The organism is Rhizobium sp. WYJ-E13, assembly GCF_018987265.1.
Classification (GTDB): domain Bacteria; phylum Pseudomonadota; class Alphaproteobacteria; order Rhizobiales; family Rhizobiaceae; genus Rhizobium.
Genome location: NZ_CP076853.1, coordinates 1,948,898 through 1,971,652 on the forward strand (window position 1 = coordinate 1,948,898; position 22,755 = coordinate 1,971,652).

At 60.3% G+C, this 22,755-nt stretch carries 29 protein-coding genes; 15 read left to right on the top strand and 14 right to left on the bottom strand.

Annotated features, from left to right (window positions below):
• Positions 1-116: 116 nt before the first annotated feature.
• Positions 117-920, top strand: coding sequence for an RDD family protein (locus KQ933_RS09775; RefSeq protein WP_216758585.1), 804 nt, complete (start codon positions 117-119; stop codon positions 918-920).
• Between the two features lie 232 nt (positions 921-1,152).
• Complete coding sequence (locus KQ933_RS09780) at positions 1,153-1,809, top strand: glutathione S-transferase family protein (RefSeq protein ID WP_216758586.1); 657 nt, start codon at positions 1,153-1,155, stop codon at positions 1,807-1,809.
• An 85-nt stretch (positions 1,810-1,894) separates the two neighbouring features.
• On the opposite strand, the gene KQ933_RS09785 is transcribed toward KQ933_RS09780, so the two are convergent.
• Complete coding sequence (locus KQ933_RS09785; RefSeq protein ID WP_216758587.1) at positions 1,895-2,368, bottom strand: hypothetical protein; 474 nt, start codon at positions 2,366-2,368, stop codon at positions 1,895-1,897.
• 357 nt (positions 2,369-2,725) lie between these two features.
• Here KQ933_RS09785 and gltS point away from each other — a divergent pair, with 357 nt between their 5' ends.
• A complete protein-coding gene (gene gltS / locus KQ933_RS09790) occupies positions 2,726-3,931 on the top strand; it encodes a sodium/glutamate symporter (RefSeq protein WP_216758588.1) in 1,206 nt (401 codons plus the stop codon).
• A gap of 122 nt (positions 3,932-4,053) precedes the next feature.
• Here gltS and KQ933_RS09795 read toward each other — a convergent pair whose 3' ends face one another.
• Positions 4,054-4,782 carry an SDR family oxidoreductase gene (locus KQ933_RS09795; protein ID WP_216758589.1) on the bottom strand — a complete coding sequence of 243 codons (729 nt, stop codon included), beginning with the start codon at positions 4,780-4,782 and terminating at the stop codon, positions 4,054-4,056.
• A gap of 89 nt (positions 4,783-4,871) precedes the next feature.
• Here KQ933_RS09795 and KQ933_RS09800 point away from each other — a divergent pair, with 89 nt between their 5' ends.
• A complete protein-coding gene (locus KQ933_RS09800) occupies positions 4,872-5,255 on the top strand; it encodes a helix-turn-helix domain-containing protein (RefSeq protein ID WP_216758590.1) in 384 nt (127 codons plus the stop codon).
• Positions 5,256-5,291: 36 nt separating this feature from the next.
• On the opposite strand, the gene KQ933_RS09805 is transcribed toward KQ933_RS09800, so the two are convergent.
• Positions 5,292-6,185 (bottom strand): LysR family transcriptional regulator, encoded by an 894-nt coding sequence (locus KQ933_RS09805; RefSeq protein ID WP_216758591.1) that lies wholly within the window; start codon positions 6,183-6,185, stop codon positions 5,292-5,294.
• 175 nt (positions 6,186-6,360) lie between these two features.
• Here KQ933_RS09805 and KQ933_RS09810 point away from each other — a divergent pair, with 175 nt between their 5' ends.
• On the top strand, positions 6,361-7,008 hold the full coding sequence (locus KQ933_RS09810) for a hydrolase (RefSeq protein WP_216758592.1): 648 nt from the start codon (positions 6,361-6,363) through the stop codon (positions 7,006-7,008).
• 176 nt (positions 7,009-7,184) lie between these two features.
• On the opposite strand, the gene KQ933_RS09815 is transcribed toward KQ933_RS09810, so the two are convergent.
• Entirely contained in the window at positions 7,185-7,640 is a 456-nt protein-coding gene (locus tag KQ933_RS09815; RefSeq protein ID WP_216758593.1) for a helix-turn-helix domain-containing protein, read from the bottom strand.
• Positions 7,641-7,751: 111 nt separating this feature from the next.
• Between KQ933_RS09815 and KQ933_RS09820 the strand changes: the two genes are divergently transcribed.
• Positions 7,752-8,474, top strand: a complete 723-nt coding sequence (locus tag KQ933_RS09820) for a hypothetical protein (RefSeq protein WP_216758594.1) — start codon at positions 7,752-7,754, stop codon at positions 8,472-8,474.
• 13 nt (positions 8,475-8,487) lie between these two features.
• On the opposite strand, the gene KQ933_RS09825 is transcribed toward KQ933_RS09820, so the two are convergent.
• Entirely contained in the window at positions 8,488-10,260 is a 1,773-nt protein-coding gene (locus KQ933_RS09825) for a PAS domain S-box protein (RefSeq protein ID WP_216758595.1), read from the bottom strand.
• A 368-nt stretch (positions 10,261-10,628) separates the two neighbouring features.
• Positions 10,629-11,033, bottom strand: coding sequence for a PAS domain-containing protein (locus KQ933_RS09830; RefSeq protein WP_216758596.1), 405 nt, complete (start codon positions 11,031-11,033; stop codon positions 10,629-10,631).
• 270 nt (positions 11,034-11,303) lie between these two features.
• Between KQ933_RS09830 and KQ933_RS09835 the strand changes: the two genes are divergently transcribed.
• Complete coding sequence (locus tag KQ933_RS09835) at positions 11,304-11,684, top strand: pentapeptide repeat-containing protein (protein WP_216758597.1); 381 nt, start codon at positions 11,304-11,306, stop codon at positions 11,682-11,684.
• Positions 11,685-11,741: 57 nt separating this feature from the next.
• On the opposite strand, the gene KQ933_RS09840 is transcribed toward KQ933_RS09835, so the two are convergent.
• The gene (locus KQ933_RS09840; protein ID WP_216758598.1) at positions 11,742-12,326 is read right to left on the bottom strand and encodes a glutathione binding-like protein; all 585 of its coding nucleotides are present in this window, start codon (positions 12,324-12,326) and stop codon (positions 11,742-11,744) included.
• Between the two features lie 115 nt (positions 12,327-12,441).
• Between KQ933_RS09840 and KQ933_RS09845 the strand changes: the two genes are divergently transcribed.
• Both KQ933_RS09845 and KQ933_RS09850 read left to right on the top strand, forming a co-directional pair.
• A complete protein-coding gene (locus KQ933_RS09845) occupies positions 12,442-12,810 on the top strand; it encodes a helix-turn-helix domain-containing protein (RefSeq protein WP_216758599.1) in 369 nt (122 codons plus the stop codon).
• Positions 12,811-12,904: 94 nt separating this feature from the next.
• A complete protein-coding gene (locus KQ933_RS09850) occupies positions 12,905-13,789 on the top strand; it encodes a GyrI-like domain-containing protein (protein WP_216758600.1) in 885 nt (294 codons plus the stop codon).
• Between the two features lie 87 nt (positions 13,790-13,876).
• Here the strand turns inward: KQ933_RS09850 and KQ933_RS09855 are convergent, their stop codons facing one another.
• Positions 13,877-15,079 (bottom strand): MFS transporter, encoded by a 1,203-nt coding sequence (locus KQ933_RS09855; RefSeq protein ID WP_216758601.1) that lies wholly within the window; start codon positions 15,077-15,079, stop codon positions 13,877-13,879.
• A 193-nt stretch (positions 15,080-15,272) separates the two neighbouring features.
• Here KQ933_RS09855 and KQ933_RS09860 point away from each other — a divergent pair, with 193 nt between their 5' ends.
• A complete protein-coding gene (locus tag KQ933_RS09860) occupies positions 15,273-15,464 on the top strand; it encodes a DUF6494 family protein (RefSeq protein ID WP_183824247.1) in 192 nt (63 codons plus the stop codon).
• Positions 15,465-15,515: 51 nt separating this feature from the next.
• Here the strand turns inward: KQ933_RS09860 and KQ933_RS09865 are convergent, their stop codons facing one another.
• Together KQ933_RS09865 and KQ933_RS09870 are read right to left on the bottom strand one after the other, a co-directional pair.
• Positions 15,516-16,013 carry a BA14K family protein gene (locus tag KQ933_RS09865; RefSeq protein WP_216758602.1) on the bottom strand — a complete coding sequence of 166 codons (498 nt, stop codon included), beginning with the start codon at positions 16,011-16,013 and terminating at the stop codon, positions 15,516-15,518.
• 161 nt (positions 16,014-16,174) lie between these two features.
• Positions 16,175-16,636, bottom strand: a complete 462-nt coding sequence (locus KQ933_RS09870; protein ID WP_216758603.1) for an EF-hand domain-containing protein — start codon at positions 16,634-16,636, stop codon at positions 16,175-16,177.
• A 258-nt stretch (positions 16,637-16,894) separates the two neighbouring features.
• Between KQ933_RS09870 and KQ933_RS09875 the strand changes: the two genes are divergently transcribed.
• From KQ933_RS09875 to KQ933_RS09890, 4 genes are all read left to right on the top strand, one after another.
• Positions 16,895-17,956, top strand: a complete 1,062-nt coding sequence (locus KQ933_RS09875) for a class I SAM-dependent methyltransferase (RefSeq protein ID WP_216758868.1) — start codon at positions 16,895-16,897, stop codon at positions 17,954-17,956.
• A gap of 530 nt (positions 17,957-18,486) precedes the next feature.
• Complete coding sequence (locus tag KQ933_RS09880; RefSeq protein WP_216758604.1) at positions 18,487-19,455, top strand: MBL fold metallo-hydrolase; 969 nt, start codon at positions 18,487-18,489, stop codon at positions 19,453-19,455.
• 217 nt (positions 19,456-19,672) lie between these two features.
• Positions 19,673-19,966: a hypothetical protein gene (locus KQ933_RS09885; protein WP_216758605.1), complete on the top strand. Its 294-nt coding sequence runs from the start codon at positions 19,673-19,675 to the stop codon at positions 19,964-19,966.
• Between the two features lie 120 nt (positions 19,967-20,086).
• Positions 20,087-20,290: a hypothetical protein gene (locus tag KQ933_RS09890; RefSeq protein ID WP_216758606.1), complete on the top strand. Its 204-nt coding sequence runs from the start codon at positions 20,087-20,089 to the stop codon at positions 20,288-20,290.
• 243 nt (positions 20,291-20,533) lie between these two features.
• Here the strand turns inward: KQ933_RS09890 and KQ933_RS09895 are convergent, their stop codons facing one another.
• The 4 genes from KQ933_RS09895 to KQ933_RS09910 all read right to left on the bottom strand — a co-directional run bounded on the left by KQ933_RS09895 (position 20,534) and on the right by KQ933_RS09910 (position 21,686).
• The gene (locus KQ933_RS09895; RefSeq protein WP_216758607.1) at positions 20,534-20,737 is read right to left on the bottom strand and encodes a hypothetical protein; all 204 of its coding nucleotides are present in this window, start codon (positions 20,735-20,737) and stop codon (positions 20,534-20,536) included.
• Between the two features lie 40 nt (positions 20,738-20,777).
• The gene (gene rpsU, locus KQ933_RS09900; RefSeq protein ID WP_216758608.1) at positions 20,778-21,026 is read right to left on the bottom strand and encodes a 30S ribosomal protein S21; all 249 of its coding nucleotides are present in this window, start codon (positions 21,024-21,026) and stop codon (positions 20,778-20,780) included.
• 28 nt (positions 21,027-21,054) lie between these two features.
• The gene (locus KQ933_RS09905) at positions 21,055-21,345 is read right to left on the bottom strand and encodes a cold-shock protein (RefSeq protein ID WP_216758609.1); all 291 of its coding nucleotides are present in this window, start codon (positions 21,343-21,345) and stop codon (positions 21,055-21,057) included.
• 131 nt (positions 21,346-21,476) lie between these two features.
• On the bottom strand, positions 21,477-21,686 hold the full coding sequence (locus KQ933_RS09910; RefSeq protein ID WP_216758610.1) for a cold-shock protein: 210 nt from the start codon (positions 21,684-21,686) through the stop codon (positions 21,477-21,479).
• Between the two features lie 423 nt (positions 21,687-22,109).
• Here KQ933_RS09910 and KQ933_RS09915 point away from each other — a divergent pair, with 423 nt between their 5' ends.
• Positions 22,110-22,622: a GNAT family N-acetyltransferase gene (locus KQ933_RS09915; RefSeq protein ID WP_216758611.1), complete on the top strand. Its 513-nt coding sequence runs from the start codon at positions 22,110-22,112 to the stop codon at positions 22,620-22,622.
• Positions 22,623-22,755 lie beyond the last annotated feature (133 nt).

The window sequence follows — 22,755 nt, forward strand, 5'->3', positions numbered from 1 at the left end:
AATGACTTAGGAATCTCTCGCACGCCAAGATTTACACGCCTAAGCAGAAAGAATACGACGTCCAATGGGAACGCGACTGTCTTCTTCAGTCGGATCGCATTGGGGGCAGAGTAAGCGTGGACATCAACATCACACAGGCTTCTCAGAGAACGTTGCAGCCGCGACTCTTTTGGCGGCGTGCAATCGCCTATCTGATCGACATGACGATTTTTGAAATAGTGCTTGGGGCGGTCATGCTCATCGTTCCATTGAACTTCGAGATACCCCTCTTTCAGAGCACGCAGTGTGAGGTAGTAAGTTCTGGTCCATTGGTGGAAAAAGTCGAGCGCGAATGGCCGCTGAAGTCAGCAGAGACGAGAGTAAACCAAATCTGCCTGACCCGCGAAATTTTGGGCGTGGAGAGGCGGTTCTTCCGGACGACGGTCATCACTGACAATGCCGACGGCGGTTCTGCTTCTTGGCGCTCGGTATCGGTGGCGCTGGATCAAAACGGTGACCCGGTCGAAGGGATAGGGGATATTCTGGGACCGCTGGTCGGCGTTTTCCTTGTATCGCTTGCTTTTTCTTCCTTGAGTTCGAACGGTCGAAGAACGCTAGGCAAAAAGATCCTGGCGATACGGGTGGTCACTGTCGAGGGTACCCCACCGCATTTTCGCAGATCTTTGAAAAGAGAACTCTTGAAGTTTTCACCGTGGATCGCCTTTGTGGGCGTTGACTCAATCGTTGCCGCATCTACCTCGCAAAGCTTTGATACGATGATCCGTTCTGTACCCGACGGCGACGCAACTATCACTATTCAAATAGTGGTGGCTGTAGTCCTGAGCGTGCTCGCGCTGGTGTGGTGGCTCATGCCGCTCATCAGATGGCGAGGCCAGATGTTCTATGATCAACTAACCGGCTGCGCGGTACGCCGTACCTGAGACAAAGTGCGGTCCTGCCCGGACCGGCGAGGCTCTTTCAACCGTTTGATATCCCCTGCTCGACCAGGGCAGAAACCTTCGGTTCGCCCTAGCCAGGCGGGCTTTTTTCAAGCCACCCGCTGGCTCCCGCGCAGCCGGGGCGATGGCTGAAGCGCAAGGATATTCGGACATCGCCTGTCGGATTCCCGCCCGGCCGCTCGTCTTCCAAACGTACAGATCATGGAGAACGATGATGACGATCACCATTACCGCCTTCGAACGCTCGCCCGATCGCGGCAGGGGTCTTGCGCGCGACATGCGCGTTCGCTGGGCGCTCGAAGAAGTCGGCCAGCCCTATGAGGTCCGCCTCGTCTCGTTCAAGGCGATGAGAGAGCCCGCCCATCTGGCGCTTCAGCCTTTCGGGCAGATCCCGACCTATGAGGACGGCGCTCTCGCCCTCTTCGAATCCGGCGCGATCATCCTGCACATCGCCGAGCGCCATCCGGGCCTGCTGCCCGACGATGAAAACGCCCGCGCCCGCGCCATCGCCTGGATCTTCGCCGCCGTCTCGACGATGGAACCCGTCATCGTCGAGCGCGAAACCGCCAGATTCCAGGAGGGCAAGGAGCCCTGGTACGAGGAGCGCCTGGCCTACGTCCACGAGCGCATCCGCAAACGGCTCGGCGAACTCTCAACCCGGCTCGGCGCTGCCGACTGGCTGGACGGCGATTTCAGCGCCGGCGACCTGCAGATGATCTCGGTGCTCTTGAGGCTGGAGGGATCGCCCCTGCTGGATGAATATCCAAACCTCTGCGCCTATATCGCGCGCGGGCAGTCGCGCCCTGCATATAAGCGTGCTTTCGAGGCGCAGAAGGCGGTGTTCCTGGCCATATCGGCTGGCGGGCAATAGTCCTGATAGGGCCAGTGGGCGGCAAAAGGCATGGCCGTTTTGCGTTATGAGCCGCTCGCGTTGCGATATCCGCGAGCGCGGCGCCCTAAAAGAAGAATCGCCCCTCGGCTTCATAGCCTTCTGGTTTTGGATCAGGAATGGCATGAAGCTTTTCCTTCATGTCAGCCCGAAGATAGGTGTCGAATACATAGCGTCTTCCGCGCCCCATAAGGTGCCTGCCCGTTTTCCGCTCGAGCCAGGCGCTGGCGGTCGCGCCGACGAATCTCCGGTACTGGACTCTGTTGGCTAACGGCTTGCTGAGACAGAATGTCTCGCGTTGGTTCCCTGAGGCTTCGGCCTGAGGGTGTTTCGAATGGTCATAGTTCCACCAGACCGAAACACGCAACTCGCCGTAGCTGATGCTCTCCCAGAGCACCACGGACGGATATCCGGCAATACCGGCAAACAGGTGACAATCCTCGTCGGTTGGACCGTTATCGGGCGGGGCAGCAAGGGATATTCCGCCCTGCTTGATCGCCTCGTTCATTCCCAAGACCAGCAATTTCCGGTAGCTGTCCATGAGCCTCTCTCCTGATTAACTGGCAATACCAGTGCATAATTTTGGTTGAGGTGGTGGCAAACGAACGGCCGATCTGGAGGCGCAAAACCGTTCTGAAAGATCAAAAATATGCTGAATCTAAAATCGGGCGGCGCATCCGGCGGATCAACCGGCGTGGCTTTGAAGCAGCCAGCGTGAGCAAACCAAACCTGCCGCCTGCCATCTGCAGGGACAACACCTTCGTCCGCCAAGCGTAAGAACTACCCGAGTGGATCTGGGAGCAGCGAGCCGACAAATCAATATTTTCACTGGTTCAGTCAAAGCGCGTGTGTCAGTGTTTTGCAACCGACAAGGCGCGTCTGGCGGTGAAGGTGGCACATGTCGACAATCGAGGTCCCGGGACTGCTGTCGTTCACCATAGCGATCCTCGTGTTCTTCGCCGGCGCGAATCTCAATCGGCTCATCCCTGCCCTCACCCGCTGGAGCATCCCGGAGGCGGTCACGGGCGGGCTCCTGGCAGCCTTCGTGACGCTCGTCGCCTATGAGTTCTTCGACATCGAGATCAGCTTCGCGCTTGGCGCACGCGACATGCTGCTGCTTTACTTTTTTACCGGCGTCGGCCTGAACGCGCGGGTCTCCGATCTCCTTGCCGGCGGCAAGCCGTTTCTCATCCTGCTGGCCCTCACGCTTGCGTTTCTCGTGATCCAGAACCTCATCTCCATGGGAGCCGGCGCGATGCTCGGTCTTCCGCCGGGCATGGCGATCCTTCTCGGCTCGACCTCGCTGATCGGCGGACACGGCACGACGATTGCCTGGGCTCCGATCGTGTCGAGCCGTTTCGGTCTCACCAATGCTCTCGAAATCGGCATAGCCAGCGCAACGTTCGGCCTGGTCATCGCCAGCCTCATCGGCGGGCCGATCGCACAATATCTGATTACCCGGAATGGCCTGAGCGGCCCCAAGGACGAAGAGTTGACGATCGGCGTGCCGCGGGATGCCGTTGCCGGCCAGGAAGACGATGTCAGTTACATCAGCCTGTTGCGCACGTTGCTGGTCACCAATATTGCAATCATCATCGGCTACGCCCTGCACGAGATCATCCTGGAAGCCGGCATCAATCTGCCGCTCTTCGTCGTCTGTCTGCTGGTCGCCATCGCGATGACGAACAGCATTCCGATCCTGGCGCCGCGCCTGCCCTGGCCGACGCACACCCGCGGTCTGGCGCTCATATCCGATCTCTCGCTGAACGTGTTCCTGGCGATGTCCTTGATGAGCATGCAGTTGTGGGGCCTGAGCGGGCTCGGCCTTTCGCTGGCGATCGTGCTGGCGGTGCAGACGCTTGCTGCCGTCGTCTACATCATCTTCGTCGTGTTTCCGGCCATGGGGCGCAACTACAATGCGGCGGTCATTTCCGCCGGCTTTAGCGGGATTTCGCTCGGCGCTACTCCCACGGCAATCGCCAACATGACGGCGGTCACCAAAATCCACGGAGCAGCGACCGTCGCATTCATCATCCTGCCGCTTGTCTCCGCATTCTTCATCGATCTTGCAAACGCAGCCGTGCTTGGGTTCCTTGTCCGGTGATTGGTCCTGCGCGCTTTGTGCCGTGATGTGAGGAGATCGCAACGGCGGGCTATGCGTAGAACAAAGCTCATCTTGAGCGGGGCCAGCGATGTTGCCGCTGGCACCTTATGATGGCCTGTTGATCAATGCGGGTAGCGACTGGCTGGCAGGATCGACTCGACACGAGACCGGTCGGCGGCCATCGACCAGATTTCCTCGGCAAGTACGTCGGGATCGATTGTCGTCAAGCGCGGATCATCGAGCGGCATGCCACTTGCCGCCGCGACTCGAAGGCCGGTGGAGTTGTCGATCATGGCACCGATGTGGAGCATCCCGGCGAACACGCCGCGCGCCTTGATCTCTTCGTGGAGGCCGAGGATGTAATTGCGCGTGGCGGCAAAGGCCGGGCCTGGGCCGCTCAATCCGGGCATTGGCGTTACCGCCGAAAGACCGTCCGCGACGATGATCGCCCCATTGCCGCGAGCAAGCATACCCGGCAATACCGCACGGACGACTTCGATTGGAGCCAAGGTCAGGATATTGACGAGTTCCTTGAGCAAGGCGGTCGTCAGATCGACAGCCGGAAGCATACGAAAGCTGCCGACAGGCGCGAAAACGGCGGTGTGAATTGGACCCGACTTACCCTCGATCTTTTCCACCAGAGCCGCGATTGCGTCGATCTCATCGAGATCGCCGGGAAAGGCAGTTGCGTCTATGCCCTGCGCCGACAGCTCGGACACCCTCTGGTCAAGAGACTGCGCGTTGCGGGCGACGAGGGCGACGCGGAATCCGGCCTTTCCATAGCGCCTTGCGACGGAAGCACCCAACCCTGTGCCGGCACCAAAAATCGCGATTGTTTTCTGGTCAGTCATGACATCTCCTGTGGTAGTATGTTTTGCTGACTAGATATGTCTGCCAGACTGCATCGGCACAAGAACGCATAAATTTAGGGCCTGGTCACATGGATTTACCTACCCCGCCGCCGCAACCGGGAACGAGCATGGACTGTCGTTCAATCAGCCAGATGCTTGGCCGCATTGGTGACAAGTGGACGATCATGACGATCACGATGCTGCTGGATGGTCCAAGGAGATTTAACGAACTGCGCCGCCTTATCGGGGGCATCAGCCAGCAGATGCTGACACGGACTTTGCGCGCCCTTGAAAACGATGGTCTCGTTTCCAGAAAAGTCTATCCGACAATCCCGCCTCAGGTGGAATATAGTCTTACCACCCTCGGCAGGTCCCTTGCCGAGCCTTTAACGCAGCTGACGCGCTGGGTTCTGTCGAATATGAATGAAATTGAGCGCAATCGCCTGGAAGCGACCACAGATACCGACAGATGAGAGCGCCGGGCAACCGGACCTCCGGCCATCATTGCCTCAGCGCCCCCCGCCCAAAGGCGGCGGAGCCTCCACGAAACAATCGATCAGCATCTCCGTGAGGACGCGGATCTTCCGTGCGGGATGCGGCCCCGCCGGGCGGACGAGATAGATGCCCGCCGGCGGTGGCGGATAGCGGGTCATGACCGGCACCAGCGCGCCGGAAGCGATATACTCATGCGTTACGCCTTCGGGGATCCAGGCTATGCCGAGCCCCGCCAGGGCGGCGGCCGCAAGAGCGAGCGCGTTGTCGGCCTTGAAGCGTCCCCGCGGATGAACCGTGACGATCTCGTCTCCGTCGAGGAATTGCCAGGGTTCCGTTCCCTGCATGAGGGCCTCATGGCCGGCGAGATCCTCCGGCGTCTCGGGGGCGCCATGCCTCCTGATATAGTCCGGACTTGCGACCAGCTTTCCGTAGAGCGGGCCGATGCGTCTTGCGACCATGTTGGAATCCGGCAGATAGCCGACCCGGATCGCGCAATCGAAACCCTCGGCGATGAGATCGACGAAGCGATCGCTGTAGGAGGCATGGATATGCAGTTCAGGATGGCGTTGCGCCATCTGCGCCAGCACGTGTGCGAAGTGGCTGGGGCCGAAGGACAGCGGCACGGCAACACGCAGCCTGCCGCGCAGGTCACCGGAAGGCAGGATCGTTTCCCTGGCCGCGTCGATCTCCGCACCGATCCTTGCCGCATGGTCCCGAAAGGTGATCCCCGCTTCCGTGAGCGCCGCGCCGCGTGTCGTCCGTGCCAGAAGCTGGACGCCGAGTTCGGCTTCGAGCCGGATGAGCCGCCGGCTGACCATCGACTTGGAGATGCCGAGCCGCCGCGCGGCGGGCGAAACACCCCCGGCATCGGCAACTTCCACGAATGTCCTGAGATCTTCGATTTCCAATTCAGCGTTCCCCATTTTGCGACACAGCTTGGCACCGTTGCAGGCTACCGTATCGAAAGCGGCAATGACAGTGTGCGTTTCGCAGGCGGCGCCGCTGTCAGCGCATGTCTGCCCTGGTTTCGAGACATCGATCCAAACCGAACTCACACACAAAACGGCAGCAGAGGATCTATTCATGACCTTTCGTAATGGCCTTGCCTCGCTTCTTCGTCCCGAAGATTCCGTCCTCGTTCTGATCGACCACCAGCCCTACCAGCTCGCAAACCTGAACAGCCACGATCCGCAAGCTGTGGTCAACAATACGACCGCGCTGGCGAAGCTGGCAAAAGCCTTCAATGTTCCGACCATTCTCACCAGCGTGATCGCGGCGCGCGGTGGACTTCTCTTCAAGCAGATCACCGACGTATTTCCGGACCAGGATGTCATCGATCGCACCTGGGTGAACACCTGGCAGGACGAGAATGTGGTAAACGTCGTCAAGGCGACCGGCCGCAAGCAGCTGATTATCGCCGGCCTGTGGACCGAGGTCTGCGTCGCAATGCCGGTCATCCAGGCCGCCGGCGAAGGCTGGGACGTGACCGTGATCACCGACGCGTCGGGCGGAGTTTCGAAGGAGTCTCACGAAGTCGCCGTCCAGCGAATGATCGCGGCCGGCGCGAACCCGATGACCGTGATGGCGCTCGCTGGCGAATGGCAACGCGATTGGGCGCGCACCGAGCATGTCGAGGAGCTGACCGAGATTCTCATCCAGCACTTCGCCGGCAGCGGCATCGCCTATCTCTGGGAACAGCAGCTCCTCAATACGCCGGTGCCTGCCGCATAATTCCTTAAATCGGAATCGATTTAAGGACAAAATTATGCAGAAACTCAAAGTGTTACAGCGTCCTTTGCGCGACGCGCGGCGCTGTAATAACGCAGGCTGATGTGAGCGGGGATGACGGGAACCCGAATGAAGCGATACGAAAACGTTCGTCGCTTATCCGAGGCTCGTCATCCCCATCAGTTGGACGGGAGCGCTTCAATACGAAACTGCCGGGGTCCCAGGGGTCGGCCATCCCCGGCCGCAAGCTGAAGCTTCTGCAAGGGTTGCCCGTTCAGGCTGTCCACGATTGCATAGTTCAGTTCACCCTCCGCAAAGCAATGCTCCTCCCCCCATTGCCAGAGAGCAACGAGGACCACACTCAGCTCGTAGCCTTTCGGCGTCAGAAGATAGAGATGGCTGAGTGCGGAGTCGGGGTCCGGCTCCACGGTAAATATCCCCTCCTCCACGAGCTTTCGCAGGCGAACCGACAGGATGTTCTTTGCGAGCCCGAGGCTCTTCTGGAATTCGGAAAACCGTCGAAGCCCCTTGAAAGCCTCCCTGATGATGAGGAGCGACCACCAATCTCCGACCGCTTGCAGAGACCGAGCGATCCCGCACTGGGCGTTCCCCATGTCAGTTCGCCTGCCCTTCATTGTCTCGCCTTTCATCCAAATAATGGTTGCAAAGTTAAACCAATTGGAGATAGATGTCGATAGGTTTCAAAATTAAACCTTTATGATCATCACGAACAGGAGGGTCTTGGATTGACCGACCTATTGGATCTCGCAATCGAAGCGCATGGCGGCCTGCAACGCTGGCAGCAGATCGAGCAATTGCATGCGCATATCAAAGTTGGCGGCGCGGTCTGGCATGTGAAGGGCTGGCCGGATGTCTATGCCGACATCCACACGTCCATCTCCACCCGTCGTCCGCACACCGAATTCACGCCCTTCCTGGAGAAAGGGCAGCATTGCGTCTGGGAGCCGGAGCGAACGGCTGTCGTTGCGGACAGCGGCGACGTCATCGAGCAACGCCTCGCGCCGCGCTCCTTCTTCGAAGGGCATACGATCACCACGCCCTGGGACCGGCAGCATCTGATCTATTTCACCGGCTATGCCATGTGGACCTATCTGACGACGCCGTTCCTCTTCACGCTTCCCGGTTTCAGGACGGAGGAGATCGAGCCGTGGCAGGAAGAGGATGAAATCTGGCGCCGGCTGCAGGTAACCTTCCCGTCAACCATCCCCAGCCATTCCACCGTGCAGACCTTCTATTTCAATGCGGACGGTCTGCTGCGGCGCCATGACTACAGCGTCGACATCATGGGCGGCACCAGGAGCGCCAACTATGCAAGCGACGTCAGGAGTTTCGCCGGTCTGATGATCCCGACGAAGCGCAGGGTTTACGCAACCGGTCCGGACAACCGGCCCATCCTCGATCGGGTCGCTGTCTCGATCGACCTGCTCGACGTCGGCATCGAGCCGTAGCGGCCGGCTGAGCTCAGGAATTCGCTGCGTTGAATGAAGAATCTGCGGAAATCTCGCAGACGACGCCATCCGCGTTATAGGAAATGACCGACTGGCCATTCAGTTCGGAGGCGAGCAGGCGCTCGATCAAAAGCGAACCGAAGCCCTTCCTGGCGGGAGGGCGCACCGTCGGTCCGCCTCTTTCCATCCAGCGGAACCTCAGCCCGGAGTCATCCTGCTCCCACGCGATCGAAACCCGTCCGTCCGGCACGGAAAGAGCGCCATACTTCGCGGCATTTGTCGCAAGCTCGTGAAGCGCCAGTGAAAAAGCCACGACTGCCTTGGCGGGCAGCAGGACGGAACCTCCCGTCACCTCGAATTTCTCGGACGCGAAGGGCGAAAGCGCCTGCTCGACCACCGAGCGTAAATCCGCTTGCTGCCACCCGCCGTGGGTCAGCAGATCATGGGCGCGGCCGAGAGATGCCAGGCGCGCGCCGAAGGTCTCGACGTCGGCCTGGTTCGCCTCGCTCCGCCCGAACGTCTGCCGCGCTATCGCACTGACGGTTGCGAGCACATTCTTGACCCTGTGGTTAAGCTCGCCGACGAGCATCGCCTGAAGGCGCTCCGCCTCCTTGCGAGCCGAAATGTCATGTGCCATTTTCGAGGCGCCGACGGCGCGTCCCGCACTGTCGAAAATGGGCGAAACGCTGAGGAGAACATCCACCAGCCCCCCGTCCTTCCGCACTCTGACCGTCTCATAGGGCTCAACGATCAGGCCGGCAGCGATCCGCCCGAGAATGGCAGGCTCCTCATGCTTGCGGTCATCGGGGACCAGCATAAGCACGGATTGCCCGATCGCCTCGGCTTCGTCATAGCCGTAGAGCTTCTTTGCTGCCGCATTCCAACTCGTGATCTTCATGTCGAGATCGATGCCCATGATCGCATCGTTCGAAGACGCGATCATCGATGCCAGATGGGCTTCCACCTCGCGCACCCGTCTGCGCTCGGTTATGTCGACGATGATCGCGGCAGCCTGCTTGATCCGGCCCGTTTCGTCCCGGATGGGAAAGACCGAGTTTGCCACCCAGAGGAGTTCGCCATCCTTCCGGACATAACGCTTTTCGATATCGAAGCTCTCGCCGGTCTCGACCATGTGCTGGTAGCGCCGCAGATTTTCGGCGCGGTCGTCCTCGAACGTGATGTCCTTTATTGTCATACCCACGAGCTCTTCGGCGGAATAACCGATAAGCTCGCATAAACGCTGGTTCACGCTGAGAATCCGCCCGCTTAGATCGGCCTGTGCGATGCCGGCAGCCGACTGGGTATAAATCGCTCGCAGGCGTTGCTCGCTCTCGCGCAACGCAGCTTCGCTGCGGACTCTGTCGGTCGTCTCGTTGACGATGCAGAGAACGCCTCGAATCTGCCCCTGCTCGTCACGGACCGGCGAATAGGAAATGTCGAAATAGACGGTTTCCGGAACGCCATATCGCTCCAGGTAGAAGGGGCGGTCCTTGGCGACGACAGTTTCTCCGCCATCGAGAACACGGCTCAGAAGAGGCTCGAGATCGTCCCAAAGCTCGCTCCAGTTTTCCCGCGCCGGCCGGCCGAAGGCCCGTGGATGCTTGTCGCCGATCGTCGGCGCATAGGCATCGTTATAGAGCGCCACGAAATCCCTGCCCCAGAACAGGACGATCTCGGCCTGCGCGGGAAGCATGATATCGACGGCAGATTTCAGGCAGTTCGGCCATTGGTCCATCGGACCGAGACTGGTCTGCGACCAGTCCGTCGCGGACAACAACCCAGCCATTTCTCTGCCCATCATCGATCCTTTGCCCCCCGGCATCTTGCCAGCGTGATTTCCTGAGCAATTCAGGGCCTACGCCAGCCCCATCAATCGGCCGAAGCAAAAACTTAGTGCACAACCAATGATGCGCAAGGGCGCATATACGACATGGGGTCTGGAGCTCGAAAAAAAACGCCCAGAAACGGAAAATGGCTAATGAGCGCTCGACGGTTGCCAGCACCCCAGAGTTTCAGAATAACCATGGCGGCGCAATGCCGACCTGTCGGAGCCTAGCGCATCGCATTCCGCGTCGGGATCAGTCTGCCGATGTAGCCCCGTGGATGACGATCTGCATGGGGACGGGGTGAATGTCGCCCCGCGGCTGGAGCATCCTAATGCGCGAACGGCCCCACGTCCTCCTGCTCTGCCACCGGCACGACGATGCCGGAATAGAGGATGGGCGATCCGCCGTGATCGCGAAAGGCCCGGCCGAAGGCGGCGACCATCCGGTACCGCCCGTCCCTGCCCTCTACGCGATAGGTGCTCTGTTGTGCGATATCGGCAACGAGCACTTCCGAGATCTTCTTTGCCAGTTGCGGCCGGTCATCGGGATGGACACGCGCAAGATAGTCCTCCAGCGGCAGGCCGCGCACCGTGGCGGCAGGGTCGAGGCCGAAAAGCTCGGCGAGCGCGCTGTCTGCGAAGACGAGGTTCCTGACAATGTCCCAAGTATAGATTCCCGCATCGCAGGCTGCTTCTTCGAATATCTCGAACGAATGAACGGATTTCCCAGTCATTGCCTGAATGTTCCCGCGATTATTATCGTATAAACTAAAGGTTTGCCGGATAACTTCAAGCTGGGATTGACCACAATGCGGCGCAGGTCGCCGGCACATTCAGTCCGCGACCTCAAGATGATGCCGTGTTTTCGCGACCGACTTTTGTGACTTGCGACGAACGGCGGCCAGAATTGGCGTAGGCTCGTTTCTATTTCAGATTCGACGGTCGCAAATGATGGCGCAATCTGGCATTCTCCAGGTCACAATCATCAACCGGAGGGTACAGCAATGAGCGATTGCCAGGAACACAACCATTTTGATGGCCCTCAGATGCAGGGAGCGCATTACGAGCGCGCCGATATGTCAGGCGCCAATTTCGATGGCGTAAACCTCGCGGACGCACGGTTTTACGCTGTTTTGACCAAGGCAAGATTCACCGACACCAATTTAAGCGAAGCGGTTTTTGACGATATCACCCTTGCAGACGCGCGCTTCAATAACGTCAATCTGTCTGGAGCGGCCATCACGAATGCAAACCTGTCGCGACTGACCATAAGCGGCGTCACGTTGGCAGATTCGGACATCAAGGATGCCGATTTGACTGGAATGCGGATCAACGGCGTTCTCGTGACCGATCTGTTCATGGCCTATGAACAGGCGAAAGCCTGAAAGCCATTGACTCCCGCGCCAGGGAACGTGCGCGGTCAGTTTACCCCGGCCATCCGATCAGCCCAGCCCCTCCTCTGCCAATGCCCTGATCACGCAGGGCCGCGCCCGCATGTGCTCGAAGAACCTGCGCAGTGCCTCCGGCAGGTCGACGCCGCTCCTGGGTGCGGCCATCAGCACCCAGAACAGGTAGCAATCGGCAATCGTCATCTCGTCGCTGACGAGGAATTTCTTATCGCCCATCTGGTCGGCAAGGATTGCAAAGGCCTGCGCGAGCCTTTCGCGGGCACGCTCCTTCTCGGGCTCCGGGAAATTCCTGAAGAAGGGCTGGTACCGCGAATGGATCTCGGACGACATGAAGGCGAGCGCCTCGAGCGCCCGCCAGCGAACGATGCCGTCTTTGGCCAAGAGCTTGCCGCTCGTCTCGGCGATATAGGTCAGGATGACCTGGTTCTCCGTCAGGATCGTTCCGTCCTCCAGTTCGAGCGTCGGAATGTAGCCCTTGGGATTGATCGACAGGAAATCGCGGCCGTCCTCCGTCTTCTTGCCATGGTCGATGCTGATGAGACGATAGGAAAGCCCGGTCTCGATGAGCGCGATATGATCGGCCAGACTGCAGGCGCCCGGATAGTAGATGAGGTTCATGTTGGTCTCCTGGTGGCAGACCCATCTCTTCGAAGACAAGGTCTGGAATGTTGACCACGGCCATTTATGGGACCTAGAATTATCCGTCAAAAGCATATCTTTGGGAGCTGGTCAGATGGATGTGACCGCCAGGCCGACAGCGGCAGACTGCAAGGGCGTCAGCGAGATCCTGAGCCGCGTCGGCGACAAGTGGACGATCCAGGTCGTCGTCGCGCTTCGGCTGGGTGCGCTGCGCTTCAATGGCCTCAAGCGGCAGGTCGCCGGCATTTCGCAGCAGATGTTGACGCGGACGCTGAAGACGCTGGAGAGAGACGGCATGATCGCAAGAACCGTTCACCCCAGCACGCCGCCGCAGGTCGAATACACACTGACCCCGCTCGGGCTCTCCCTGTCGGAAACCGTGCGCCACCTCGCCGACTGGGCGGCTGCGCATACGGAAAACATCAGGGATAACCGCCTGCGCTACGACACCGATCACGCATGAAACGATCCCCTGCCCCCTGACAAAAGAGCAAGATCGGTCGAGCGCGTCATGTCTGCCCGCGTTTAGTTGGTGCCGCCACGGAGGACAGGAAACGATGAAGGCGGCGCTTCGAAACTACCACGCCCGGATGCAGCGGGTGCTGGATCACATAGACCGGCATCTGGACGACGATCTGGACCTCGACGCGCTGAGCAGCATCGCAGCCTTCTCGAAGTTCCACTTTCACCGGCAGTTCTCGGCAACCTTCGGCTTGTCGGTACATCGCTATGTCCAGCTTGCCCGTTTGAAGCGCGCTTCGCACCGGCTGGCCGCAGAGGACGACCGGAGCGTCACCGAGATCGCGATGGATGCCGGTTACGATGCACCCGATGCCTTCGCCCGCGCCTTTCGGCAACGGTTCGGGCAATCGCCTTCGTCGTTCCGGAAGTCTCCCGACTGGGTTCCGTGGCTTGCGGCCTTCAGGCCTCTCGAAAACGCAAGGAGCAAGCTGATGCAGATAATCTATGAAGAAGACGACGTGACGATCCGCGATGTGCCGCTGACACCGGTGGCGATCCTGGAACATCGGGGCGACCGGGCGATGCTCGGCGCCACCATCGAGCGGTTCATCGCCTGGCGCAAGGCCGCCGGCCTGTCACCCGAGACGAGCCCAACCTTCAACATCTTCCGTTCCCCGAGGATGCCTGCGAACCCCGCCGATTACAGCATGGACCTGTGTGTCGGGACGGATCGGCCGATCGATGCCGATGACGAGGCGATGAAATCAGGCGTGATCCCCGGCGGGCGCTGCGCGGTCATCCGCGTTACCAACGATACCCACAATCTGGAGCCCGCAGCCCTCTACCTCTATCGGGACTGGCTGCCGGCCAGCGGCGAGGAAGCGCGCGATTTCCCGATCTATTGCCAGCGGCATTTTTCCTTCTCCCCTGATGTGCCGGTCCATGAGGTCGTTGTGGAATTGTTCCTGCCGCTGAAATAGCGCCCGGACGGCGGCCTGCCCTTTCCGGTATCAGGGAAACGGACAGGCCGCTCACCACCCGATCCCTGCCTCACGGATTGACGACCCTTACGAGGTCACGGCCGCTTCGCTCATCGGGCGACGGCTTCTGAGCAAAAGCAGGACGAGGATGGCGCTGCAGGAGCAAAGCAGGCACAGCATCAGTACCGCCCTGCTGCCGAGACTGGTCATCAGGGAGATCAGGACCGGAGGAGAGATCGCCGAGATCCAGTTCAATGGCAGGGCGATCCGCGAGAGCGCCTTTGCGAACTCTCCCTTGTCATAGAAGACAAGCGGAATGGTTGACCTTGCGACGGCAAGCGCCCCGCTGCTGACGCCATAGAGAACCAGGAAGATGGCGATGGCCGTCGCCGAGCCCTGGGCGACCTGGAGAATGATCAGCGATAGGCACAGGATTGCCGATGAGGCGACACCGATCGTCACGCCGTCCCACCGTTTTTCTCCGACGATATTCAGCCCCCGGGCGAAGATCTGCACGATGCCGAGGGCGGAGCCGTAAGCGAGCGCCTGCGCCGGGTTCAGGCCCTCGGCCTTCAGGAGCTCGATCATAATGGAGCTGAAGCCGAATGTGATGAACGCGTTGAGCGCGATGGCCGCGACGATGAGATAAAAGGTCCGGTCATGGGCTTTTGCCGAACGCCGATATGTCGCCGCCGTGATCTCCACCGCGGCCTTGTTCCTGCGCGGCAGGCCGAAGACGTAGAGCGGCAGGCAGACCACGATCATGACCGCCGCATAGGCTTGGCACGTGCCGCGCCAGCCGATGTCCTGCGACAGGAAGGACGTCAGAGGCCAGAATACCGTGCCGAACAGGCCCGAAACCAGTGCCAGGCCCCCAATCGCGCGTGCGGCTTTCCGCCCGGCGATCTCGTTGAGAAGGATATGCGCCGGCGTGGTTAGGCTGGCGCTTCCTGCAGCACCCAGAACCAGCCAGCCCAGGAAATAGCTGATGGGCGAATGCGACAGTGACACCAGCGTCAGGCCGAAGGCCGACATGATCGTTCCGGCGATCATCACAGGGCGCGCCCCGATGCTGGTAAAAAGCCGCGAGAGGAACGGCGCGCAGGCACCCATCGTAACGTAGAAAACGGTGGTCCCCGCAAAGACCGTCGATATATCGATTTTGAGATCCGCCGCCATGTCCCGGCTGACGACCGCCGGGAAACTGACCGCGCCCCACCCGATCAGCTGGGCGATCGAGAGGACGATCAGGGGCAGCAATATCACCCTTTCCGATCCGGACTTGTTCATAAATGCGTTCCTGATTTGCAATTGCAAATCACTAGCAATTAAACTCCTTCAGTTTTATGACAGCGAGTCCTGCATTACAGCAAAACCAGCCGATTTCGCGGCTCGGGCCGATTCCTGGCACCCGCGCTCCATCCGGCTTTCCTGACCGCACGCCTTCACCTACAATCCCCTCTGGAGACAGGGGGATTCCACCATGAGCGAAGACGCTTTCAACATGTCGATCCGCAAGTTCCTGAAGGAAGTCGGCGTGACCTCGCAGCGCAAGATCGAGGAAACGGTGCGCGACGGGCAGATCGGCGGCAAAAGGCTGAAGGTTCGCATGACGCTGACGGCGGAAGGCGCTGCCCTTCACCACGTGGTGGAGGGCGAAATCGAACTTCCGTAAGGCGCGACAAGCCAAGGCGATGGGGTGGCGCCAGCGACTCCATACGGGCCATCAATAGTAAGGCGAGACGCACGCCCGTCGTGGACCATGATAGGGCTGGAACGTGTCGTCGTAAGCCCTGTAGGACCGGTAACGCGCATAGCACCAGCGCGTATGTGCGTCGCCGCCGTAGTAGGCTCGGCCGTAATAGCGTGGCGCGTAGTAGCGTGGCGCGTAATATCGCGTCGAGCCGTAGTAGTACGGACCATAATAGGTCGAGCCGTAATAGCCCCGATCGTAATAGCCGGAGCCATAATATCCGGGCTGCGCCAGCATTCCGCCGATGATCGCGCCTGCGGCGAGGCCCCCGAGCGCCCAACCCCAGCCGTTACCGCCATTGTGGTGATGGTATCCACCGCGATAGCCGCCGTGATAACCGCCACGGTAACGCACCGGCTGCACCTGCAGCGCCTCGACATCAGGGGCGACAATGGTGGGAAACGCCACGGCCGGCGGAGCGCTTGTCAGCGCCGTCGCCAGGGACAGGGTAATGATTGCGAGCCTCTTCATTGGCTTCACCTCCGTCCATATTGCAGCCGAACATTATACCGCGGAAAGGGCGGCGTGGCACTCAATTTCCGGGCCGGCGACGCTGTTCCGGCCGCTGAAACAGCACCCGGCCGCAGCGGCCGGAAGACCGCTGCGGGATTGCAGTCGCAGCGACGCGGCGGTCAGGGCGCCATGAAACCCTGAACCTCTTCCGGCGTGACCTTGCCGTCCTTGTTGGCATCGACGATATCGAAAATCCGCTTGTGGACGGACATCACTTCATCGAAGGAAAGGCCGCCGTCACCGTTCGTGTCGGCAACGGCGAACATGACCTTCATCATCCGCCCGCGCATGGCCATCGGCATGCCGCCCATATAGCCGGCGCAGACGCCCCGGCCCATCATCTGCTGTCCCATCATGTCCGAGTCCTGCCCCATCATGCCGGGCCACATCATGCCGGGTCCGCCACCCTGGCCCATCATGCGTCCCATCATGCCCGGCCACATCGTGCCCCACTGGCCCGGCTGCCCCTGTGAGCCCTCGCCTCCGGCAGGCGGCGTCGTTTGCGCGGCGGCGCCGGCAGTCGTGGCGATCGTAACAAGAGCGGCGAGCGCGGCCGGACGCAGAAATGAAGTCATCGTCATGGAATGCTCCTCCCGTCAGGGTTTCGGGGCGCCCTTCGAACCCGCCGAGGGCTGCCCGCTGATCCAAACATGGTAGAGCAAGCACCGTGCGAAGGATTTGAGCAGGATCAATGATCGGCGCATTCGAGCCGTCACCTAACCCGAATGCAGCATTGACTGGCAGCCCCTCCTGCATAGAATCTCGGGCAGGTCATCGGACCGGGGCGGGCGCATCTTGAGGAGGGTGCCATGCAGAAATCCGAAAAGCAGAAATCCGATATGAACCAACCTGACATGCAGAAAGTCGATGCACTCGTCGGTCGCCTGGTCGGCGATCTCGGCGCCGGCGTATCGGGCGTTCTCGTCGTGCTCGGCGATCATCTCGGCCTGTTCAGGGCGATGATGGACGGGCGGCCGCGCTCATCGATGGAGCTGGCGGAAACGACCAGCCTTGCGGAACGCAACGTGCGCGAATGGCTCGCCGCCATGGCGGCTGCCGATTATATCACCTACCACGAAGCCTCGAACAAGTTCGCCATGACGCCCGAACAGGCGCTGGTTTTCGCCAATGAAGACAGCCCCGCCTTCTTCGGCGGCGCCTTCGAAATCGTGCAGTCCATGTGGATGGACGAGCCGAAGGTGGAAGAGGCCTTCCGTAGCGGCAAGGGCCTTGGCTGGCATGAACACAGCACCTGCCTCTTCCGCGGCACGGAGCGCTTCTTCCGGCCCGGCTATAACAGCCATCTCGTCGAGGAATGGATTCACTCGCTGAAGGGCGTCAAGGAAAAGCTGGAGCGCGGGGCGGAAGTCGCCGATGTCGGCTGCGGCCACGGCGCCTCGACCATTCTCATGGCCAAGGCCTTCCCGAAATCGCATTTCCACGGCTTCGACTATCACGGCCCCTCGATCGAGCGCGCCAAACGGGCCGCAAAGGAGGCAGGTGTCGACGACCGGGTAACCTTCGACAAGGCCACAGCCAAGGAATTCCCGGCCGGCAACTACGATCTCGTCGCCATGTTCGACTGCCTGCACGACATGGGCGACCCTGTCGGCGCCGGCCGGCATATCCGCGAGACCATGGCCAAGGACGGCACCTGGATGATCGTCGAGCCCTTCGCCCATGATGGGCTGAAGGACAATCTCAACCCCGTCGGCCGCGTCTATTACGGCGCCTCGGCGATGATCTGCACACCCGCCTCCATGGCCCAGGAAGTCGGCCTCGGGCTCGGCGCGCAGGCGGGCGAGATGAAGCTGCGCAAGGTGGCGCTCGACGCCGGTTACCACCACTTCCGCCGCGCGAGCGAGACGCCGTTCAACATGATCTTCGAGGTCAGGAACTGAACGCATCTGGGTGAGGTGTGGATGGCGCTGATTGGTGCGTTAAGACCCCTCCCCAACCCCTTGTGGGGGGCCGAAGGACGGGTCGAGACCCATGGCTCGACCCGGGTCACATTTGAGGCGAGGCTTTCGCCTTTGTCATAGTCGAGCAAGGTCGCCCCTTCGGCACCTCCGAAACGAAGCAGACTCCGCCGGCAGCGCCTATGCCTCAAGGATGCGAGCCGCCGCCAGCGTTTACTGCCATTGCGAGAAACCGCCCGGACGCGAAGGGCTCGCCGAGAAGGCTGGCCGGCGGCGTTAGCTCGCGCAACTCCGGAGATCTCCTCACCCAAATTCACGCCGTCTTACGACAATTAACTCGTCCTGGAGCTTCTTGAGGCGTAGCAAACAAGCTGCCCGAGATGGCGTCTCTGATCCACGATTTCCTCGATCGGAAGCTCCGCCGAAACTAGATCGAGGTCCAGCCACCACGCACGCCTCCCTGCGTGGTGGCACTCTCTTTAACGAGACTGTCCACACTGATGGAGCCGGAAATGAACAAGCACGATTATGCCCTGTCACGACGTGGTTTCTGCCTCTGCTGCCTCGGTGGGGCAACGTTTGCCGCCTCCGGGGGATGGCTGACGCCGGCAGAGGTATTCGCCGCAGCGAAGAGTGTCGTCATCCAGTTCCGCGAGGCGGCGGCCGCAGCGGAGATCAAGACCACCACGCTTCGCGGCGGGATCAGCGCGCTTTCCGGTTCTGGAGGCAACATCGGCGTCCTTATCGGCGACGACGGGAAGCTGCTCGTCGACGCGGGGCTCACAGCTTCCCGTCCCAGGATCGAGAAAGCTCTGGCCGACCTCGGTCAACAGCCGATCAAGCACCTCATCAATTCGCACTGGCATTTCGACCACACCGATGGAAACGAGTGGCTCAATTCGGAGGGCGCCATGATCACTGCCCACCCGAACTCGCTCAAGCACCTGGCTGTCGCGACCCGCGTCGAGGACTGGAACTTCGACTTCCCTCCGTCACCGAAGGGGGCGCTGCCGACAATGGTTATGAAGTCAGACGAGGAGACACTGAAGCACAATGGCCAGACGATCACGCTGAAATACTATGGCCCCGCTCATACTGACAGTGACATCTCCGTCTTTTTCCAGGAAGCCAACATCGTCCAGATGGGCGACACCTTCTGGAACGGCGTCTATCCCTTCATCGACTATTCAACGGGTGGCAGCATCGACGGGCAGATTCAGGCCGCCGAGGCGAACGTCAAGATGGTGGATGATGAGACGATCGTCATCCCTGGGCATGGAGAGATCGCAGGCAAGAAGGATCTCGTCGCGTGGCGGGACATGCTCGTCGGAGCCAGGGAAAACGTCGCCAAGCTGAAGAAGGACGGTCGCAGCGCCGACGACACAGTCGCCGCCAAGCCCACGGCGGAATGGGATCCCATCTTCGGGAACTGGGCGATCTCGCCGGCGCTCTTCACCCGCCTTGTCTACGAAGGTGTTTGAACGGTCACTCTCCGCGGCGGTGCATGGCATCCGAAACCCTCGCGCCGACACACTATGACTTGTCGACCATGTCGCCGGTCGATACTGTCCAGCATGTAGCCGGTCCGGACCTGAAAAGACCCTGACAGTGAGCATGTTGAGGCCTCGGCAGATCGATCATTTGCAGTCTTGGCAAATCGGGATAGGTTTCGCGTGACAAATTTGTCCCAAGAAACCGATGACCCTGTTCTGGATTGCATCCCTCCCCTTCATCGCGGTCTTCATCGCAGCTCTGGCCATCGGGCGCAGCAAAAGCTTCTGGCTACCCATTGCTGTAGCAGTTTTTTCATTGGCCGCAGGCGCGCTATGTCTTCATACGATTGTAGTCGCACCCACCTGCGTGACTGGTGAAAGCGAATGCCTGGGCGTGACGGCGATCGCTTATCTGATCGCTGCCTTCTGGTGTGCTCCGAGTATTGGATTCGGGTTGCGACGTTACAGCCACGTGCGTTTCGGCTTCAGGCGCCGGTAAGTTACCCGTTCCCGAGACCAGGAAATCATTCGCAAGCCGCAAGTATTCACCCAACAACGTGCTGCGGAGTGGGAACTATAACCGGTCACGCCGGTTATGTTTCCAGAAAAGGATAAGGCCATGACCAAAATCCTGAATTCACGCACGATCATTATTACGGCAGATCGTCTTGACGATTGCAAGGACTACCTCGAAACCGACTTTCACCAGCTGATCGACCATGCTCTGAGCGTCGGCTGGTCCATTGACGAGGTGGTCGTCGCCCTCAGCGGCCTCGCAGAAGAAGAGATCGCCGTGCCGGAGCGAGCAGTTACGTTCCATTGATACCCGCAAAGGGCCGCCATCGTTTAAAAGGCCGGGGCTTTGAAACCCCGGCCTTTCCGTGACCGCTTTGGAAATGTGGCCTGCACGACGATCGCTGCCCCCCACGAGCCGGGCATATCAGCTACCTGCTCCCCCGAGCGGGGGTGCCTCACGGCACAACGCAATAAGGCGACGCCCCAAGGAGCACCGCCTCAAAATATCAATCATGTCAAAACCAAATCAAGGCGAGGCCCCAAAAGGCCCCTACCCCTTCTTCGCCCTGGTCTTCTTTGCCGGCGCCTCGGGCGCCGGCTGGGCGAGCCTCAGCGCGCGCAGCTTTTCCGTCTTCTTCTGCCGGGCGGCAGCTTCGCTTTCGAGGATGCCCTTGGCGACAGACGTTGTCTGCTCGGCCTTCGCCTGCGGCGAGAGCTTTTCGGGCTTGAAGAACGTGTCTTTCGTCTCGGTCATGGCTTCCTCCTTGGCGATGGAACGGGAGACCGGGAAAAGATCAGCGGGCGCCGCGGGCCGGCATCACCTTCTTCTTCGGTGCCGGCAGCAGGCCTTCGCGCTGCGCCTGCTTGCGGGCGAGCTTGCGGGCGCGGCGGATGGCTTCGCCCTTTTCGCGGGCGCGCTTTTCCGACGGCTTTTCATAGGCGCTGCGTTCCTTCATTTCGCGGAACACACCTTCGCGCTGCAGCTTCTTTTTCAGCACGCGGAGGGCTTGGTCGACATTGTTGTCTCGGACGAGTACCTGCAAGTTTTCTCCTTAATCAGCGTTGCTGCTGTTATTTCCTGATGCGGATCGAATTCGAATTGATCCAGCTCGATTTCGGACTCTCGGTAGCCGCCCGCGCTTCGGAAGGCAAGGGCGACGAGGGCGATGCGAGCACGTCTATATCATCCTGACGGATGCTGCGCTCGAAATCTTCATTCTGGAACCGCACGCGGTAATGAACGAAGCCCTGCGCGGCCGGCAGGACGGATAGAACGTTGCCGGAACCCGAGGGCTGTCTGTTGCCGAGAACGCCATGCTTGAGCATGATGGTATCACCCGGCCGATAACGACGATAGGCCATGTCGTTCTACCCTCATGAAACAAAAAATTAAAGGCCGGGACTGCTCCCGACCTTCCCTGGCCAGTGCCTGGCCTCAGTCATCGTCTCCGCGCGCCAGTACATCCGTGGTCGCGCGAAGTCGTGACAAGTTCTTAGGCAGTCCGGAGGTTGTCGGCAGAGCTCTTGCCCGAGCGGCGGTCCTGCACGATGTCGTAGTTGACCTTCTGTCCGTCTGCCAGCGCGCGCAGGCCTGCGCGTTCAACTGCAGAAATATGGACGAAAACGTCGGCGCCGCCGTTATCCGGCTGGATAAAACCGAAACCCTTGGTGGCATTGAACCACTTGACTGTACCTGTATTCATAACGATCTCCTTTCAAAGCAACCGTTGAAATTCCCGCGATACCCTGCGGGCTTGGGTCGATTATTTGGAAGGAAATCTGGCGAGAGCACGCTGGCTCTTCAACGACGTCACAAGCAATGGTCGATGAGCGTAATATACGGTCAATTTTAAATTTGGCAACAGAGATAGGCGGAAAAACTTCGAATCACCTGAAAGTTTTTTCGGCAAGCGGCTGATTTGGCGATAGAATTTTAATTCGGCCGGGTGCTGGCGGGCGATCTTCCGAGCGGCCGGAAGCTCTGACATGCGGCTATCGCGCTGTGGCGCCCCCTTGGATAACACTGCCGGCCAGCCCCAAGCTTCGCCACCCACGCCGGATATGGCCTTGCAACCAGCCGCAATGTCGTCAGGATCGCTGATCGAAAGCCCATTGGAATCACACCTATGCCGACGAAGCCGGTCGAACATGCAGTCCAGATCCGCCCCGCCACATCAGGCGACATGGAAACCCTCGGCGGCTTCGGCGCCCTGCTGGTCGCGATGCATCACGAACTGGATGCCAGGCGCTTCATCGAAGCGGCCAAAAGCACGCCGTTGCGATACGGGCAGTTCCTCAAGAGCCAGTTCACCCGGCCCGAAGTCGTCGTCATCGTCGCCGAGGACGACGGCGCGCTGCTCGGCTATGCCTATGCGGAGCTGCAGGGCTTCGACTACATGTCGCTGCGCGGGCCGGCGGGCGTCATCCACGATCTCTTCGTCGATTCGGCACGCCGCCGCGAAGGCGTCGGGAGGATGCTGCTGGAAGCGGCGATGGCCGGATTGAAATCCCTCGGCGCCGAACGCTTCGTGCTCTCGACCGCCTACCGCAACGAGACCGCCCGCAGCCTCTTTGCCGCCATGGGCTTCCGCCCGACGATGATCGAGATGACGCGCGAAGCCGATCAGACGGATAGCTAGAGCCGGCTTGCACCGGCCTACCCCTCCAACCGGTATCCAGCTACCGGTTTTCGATATCCGGATCCTTTCCCTATATGCGCCATCGCGAATAAAATTGTGCAGCGCCGCCATCCCATCTTGCCCTTGCCTCCGG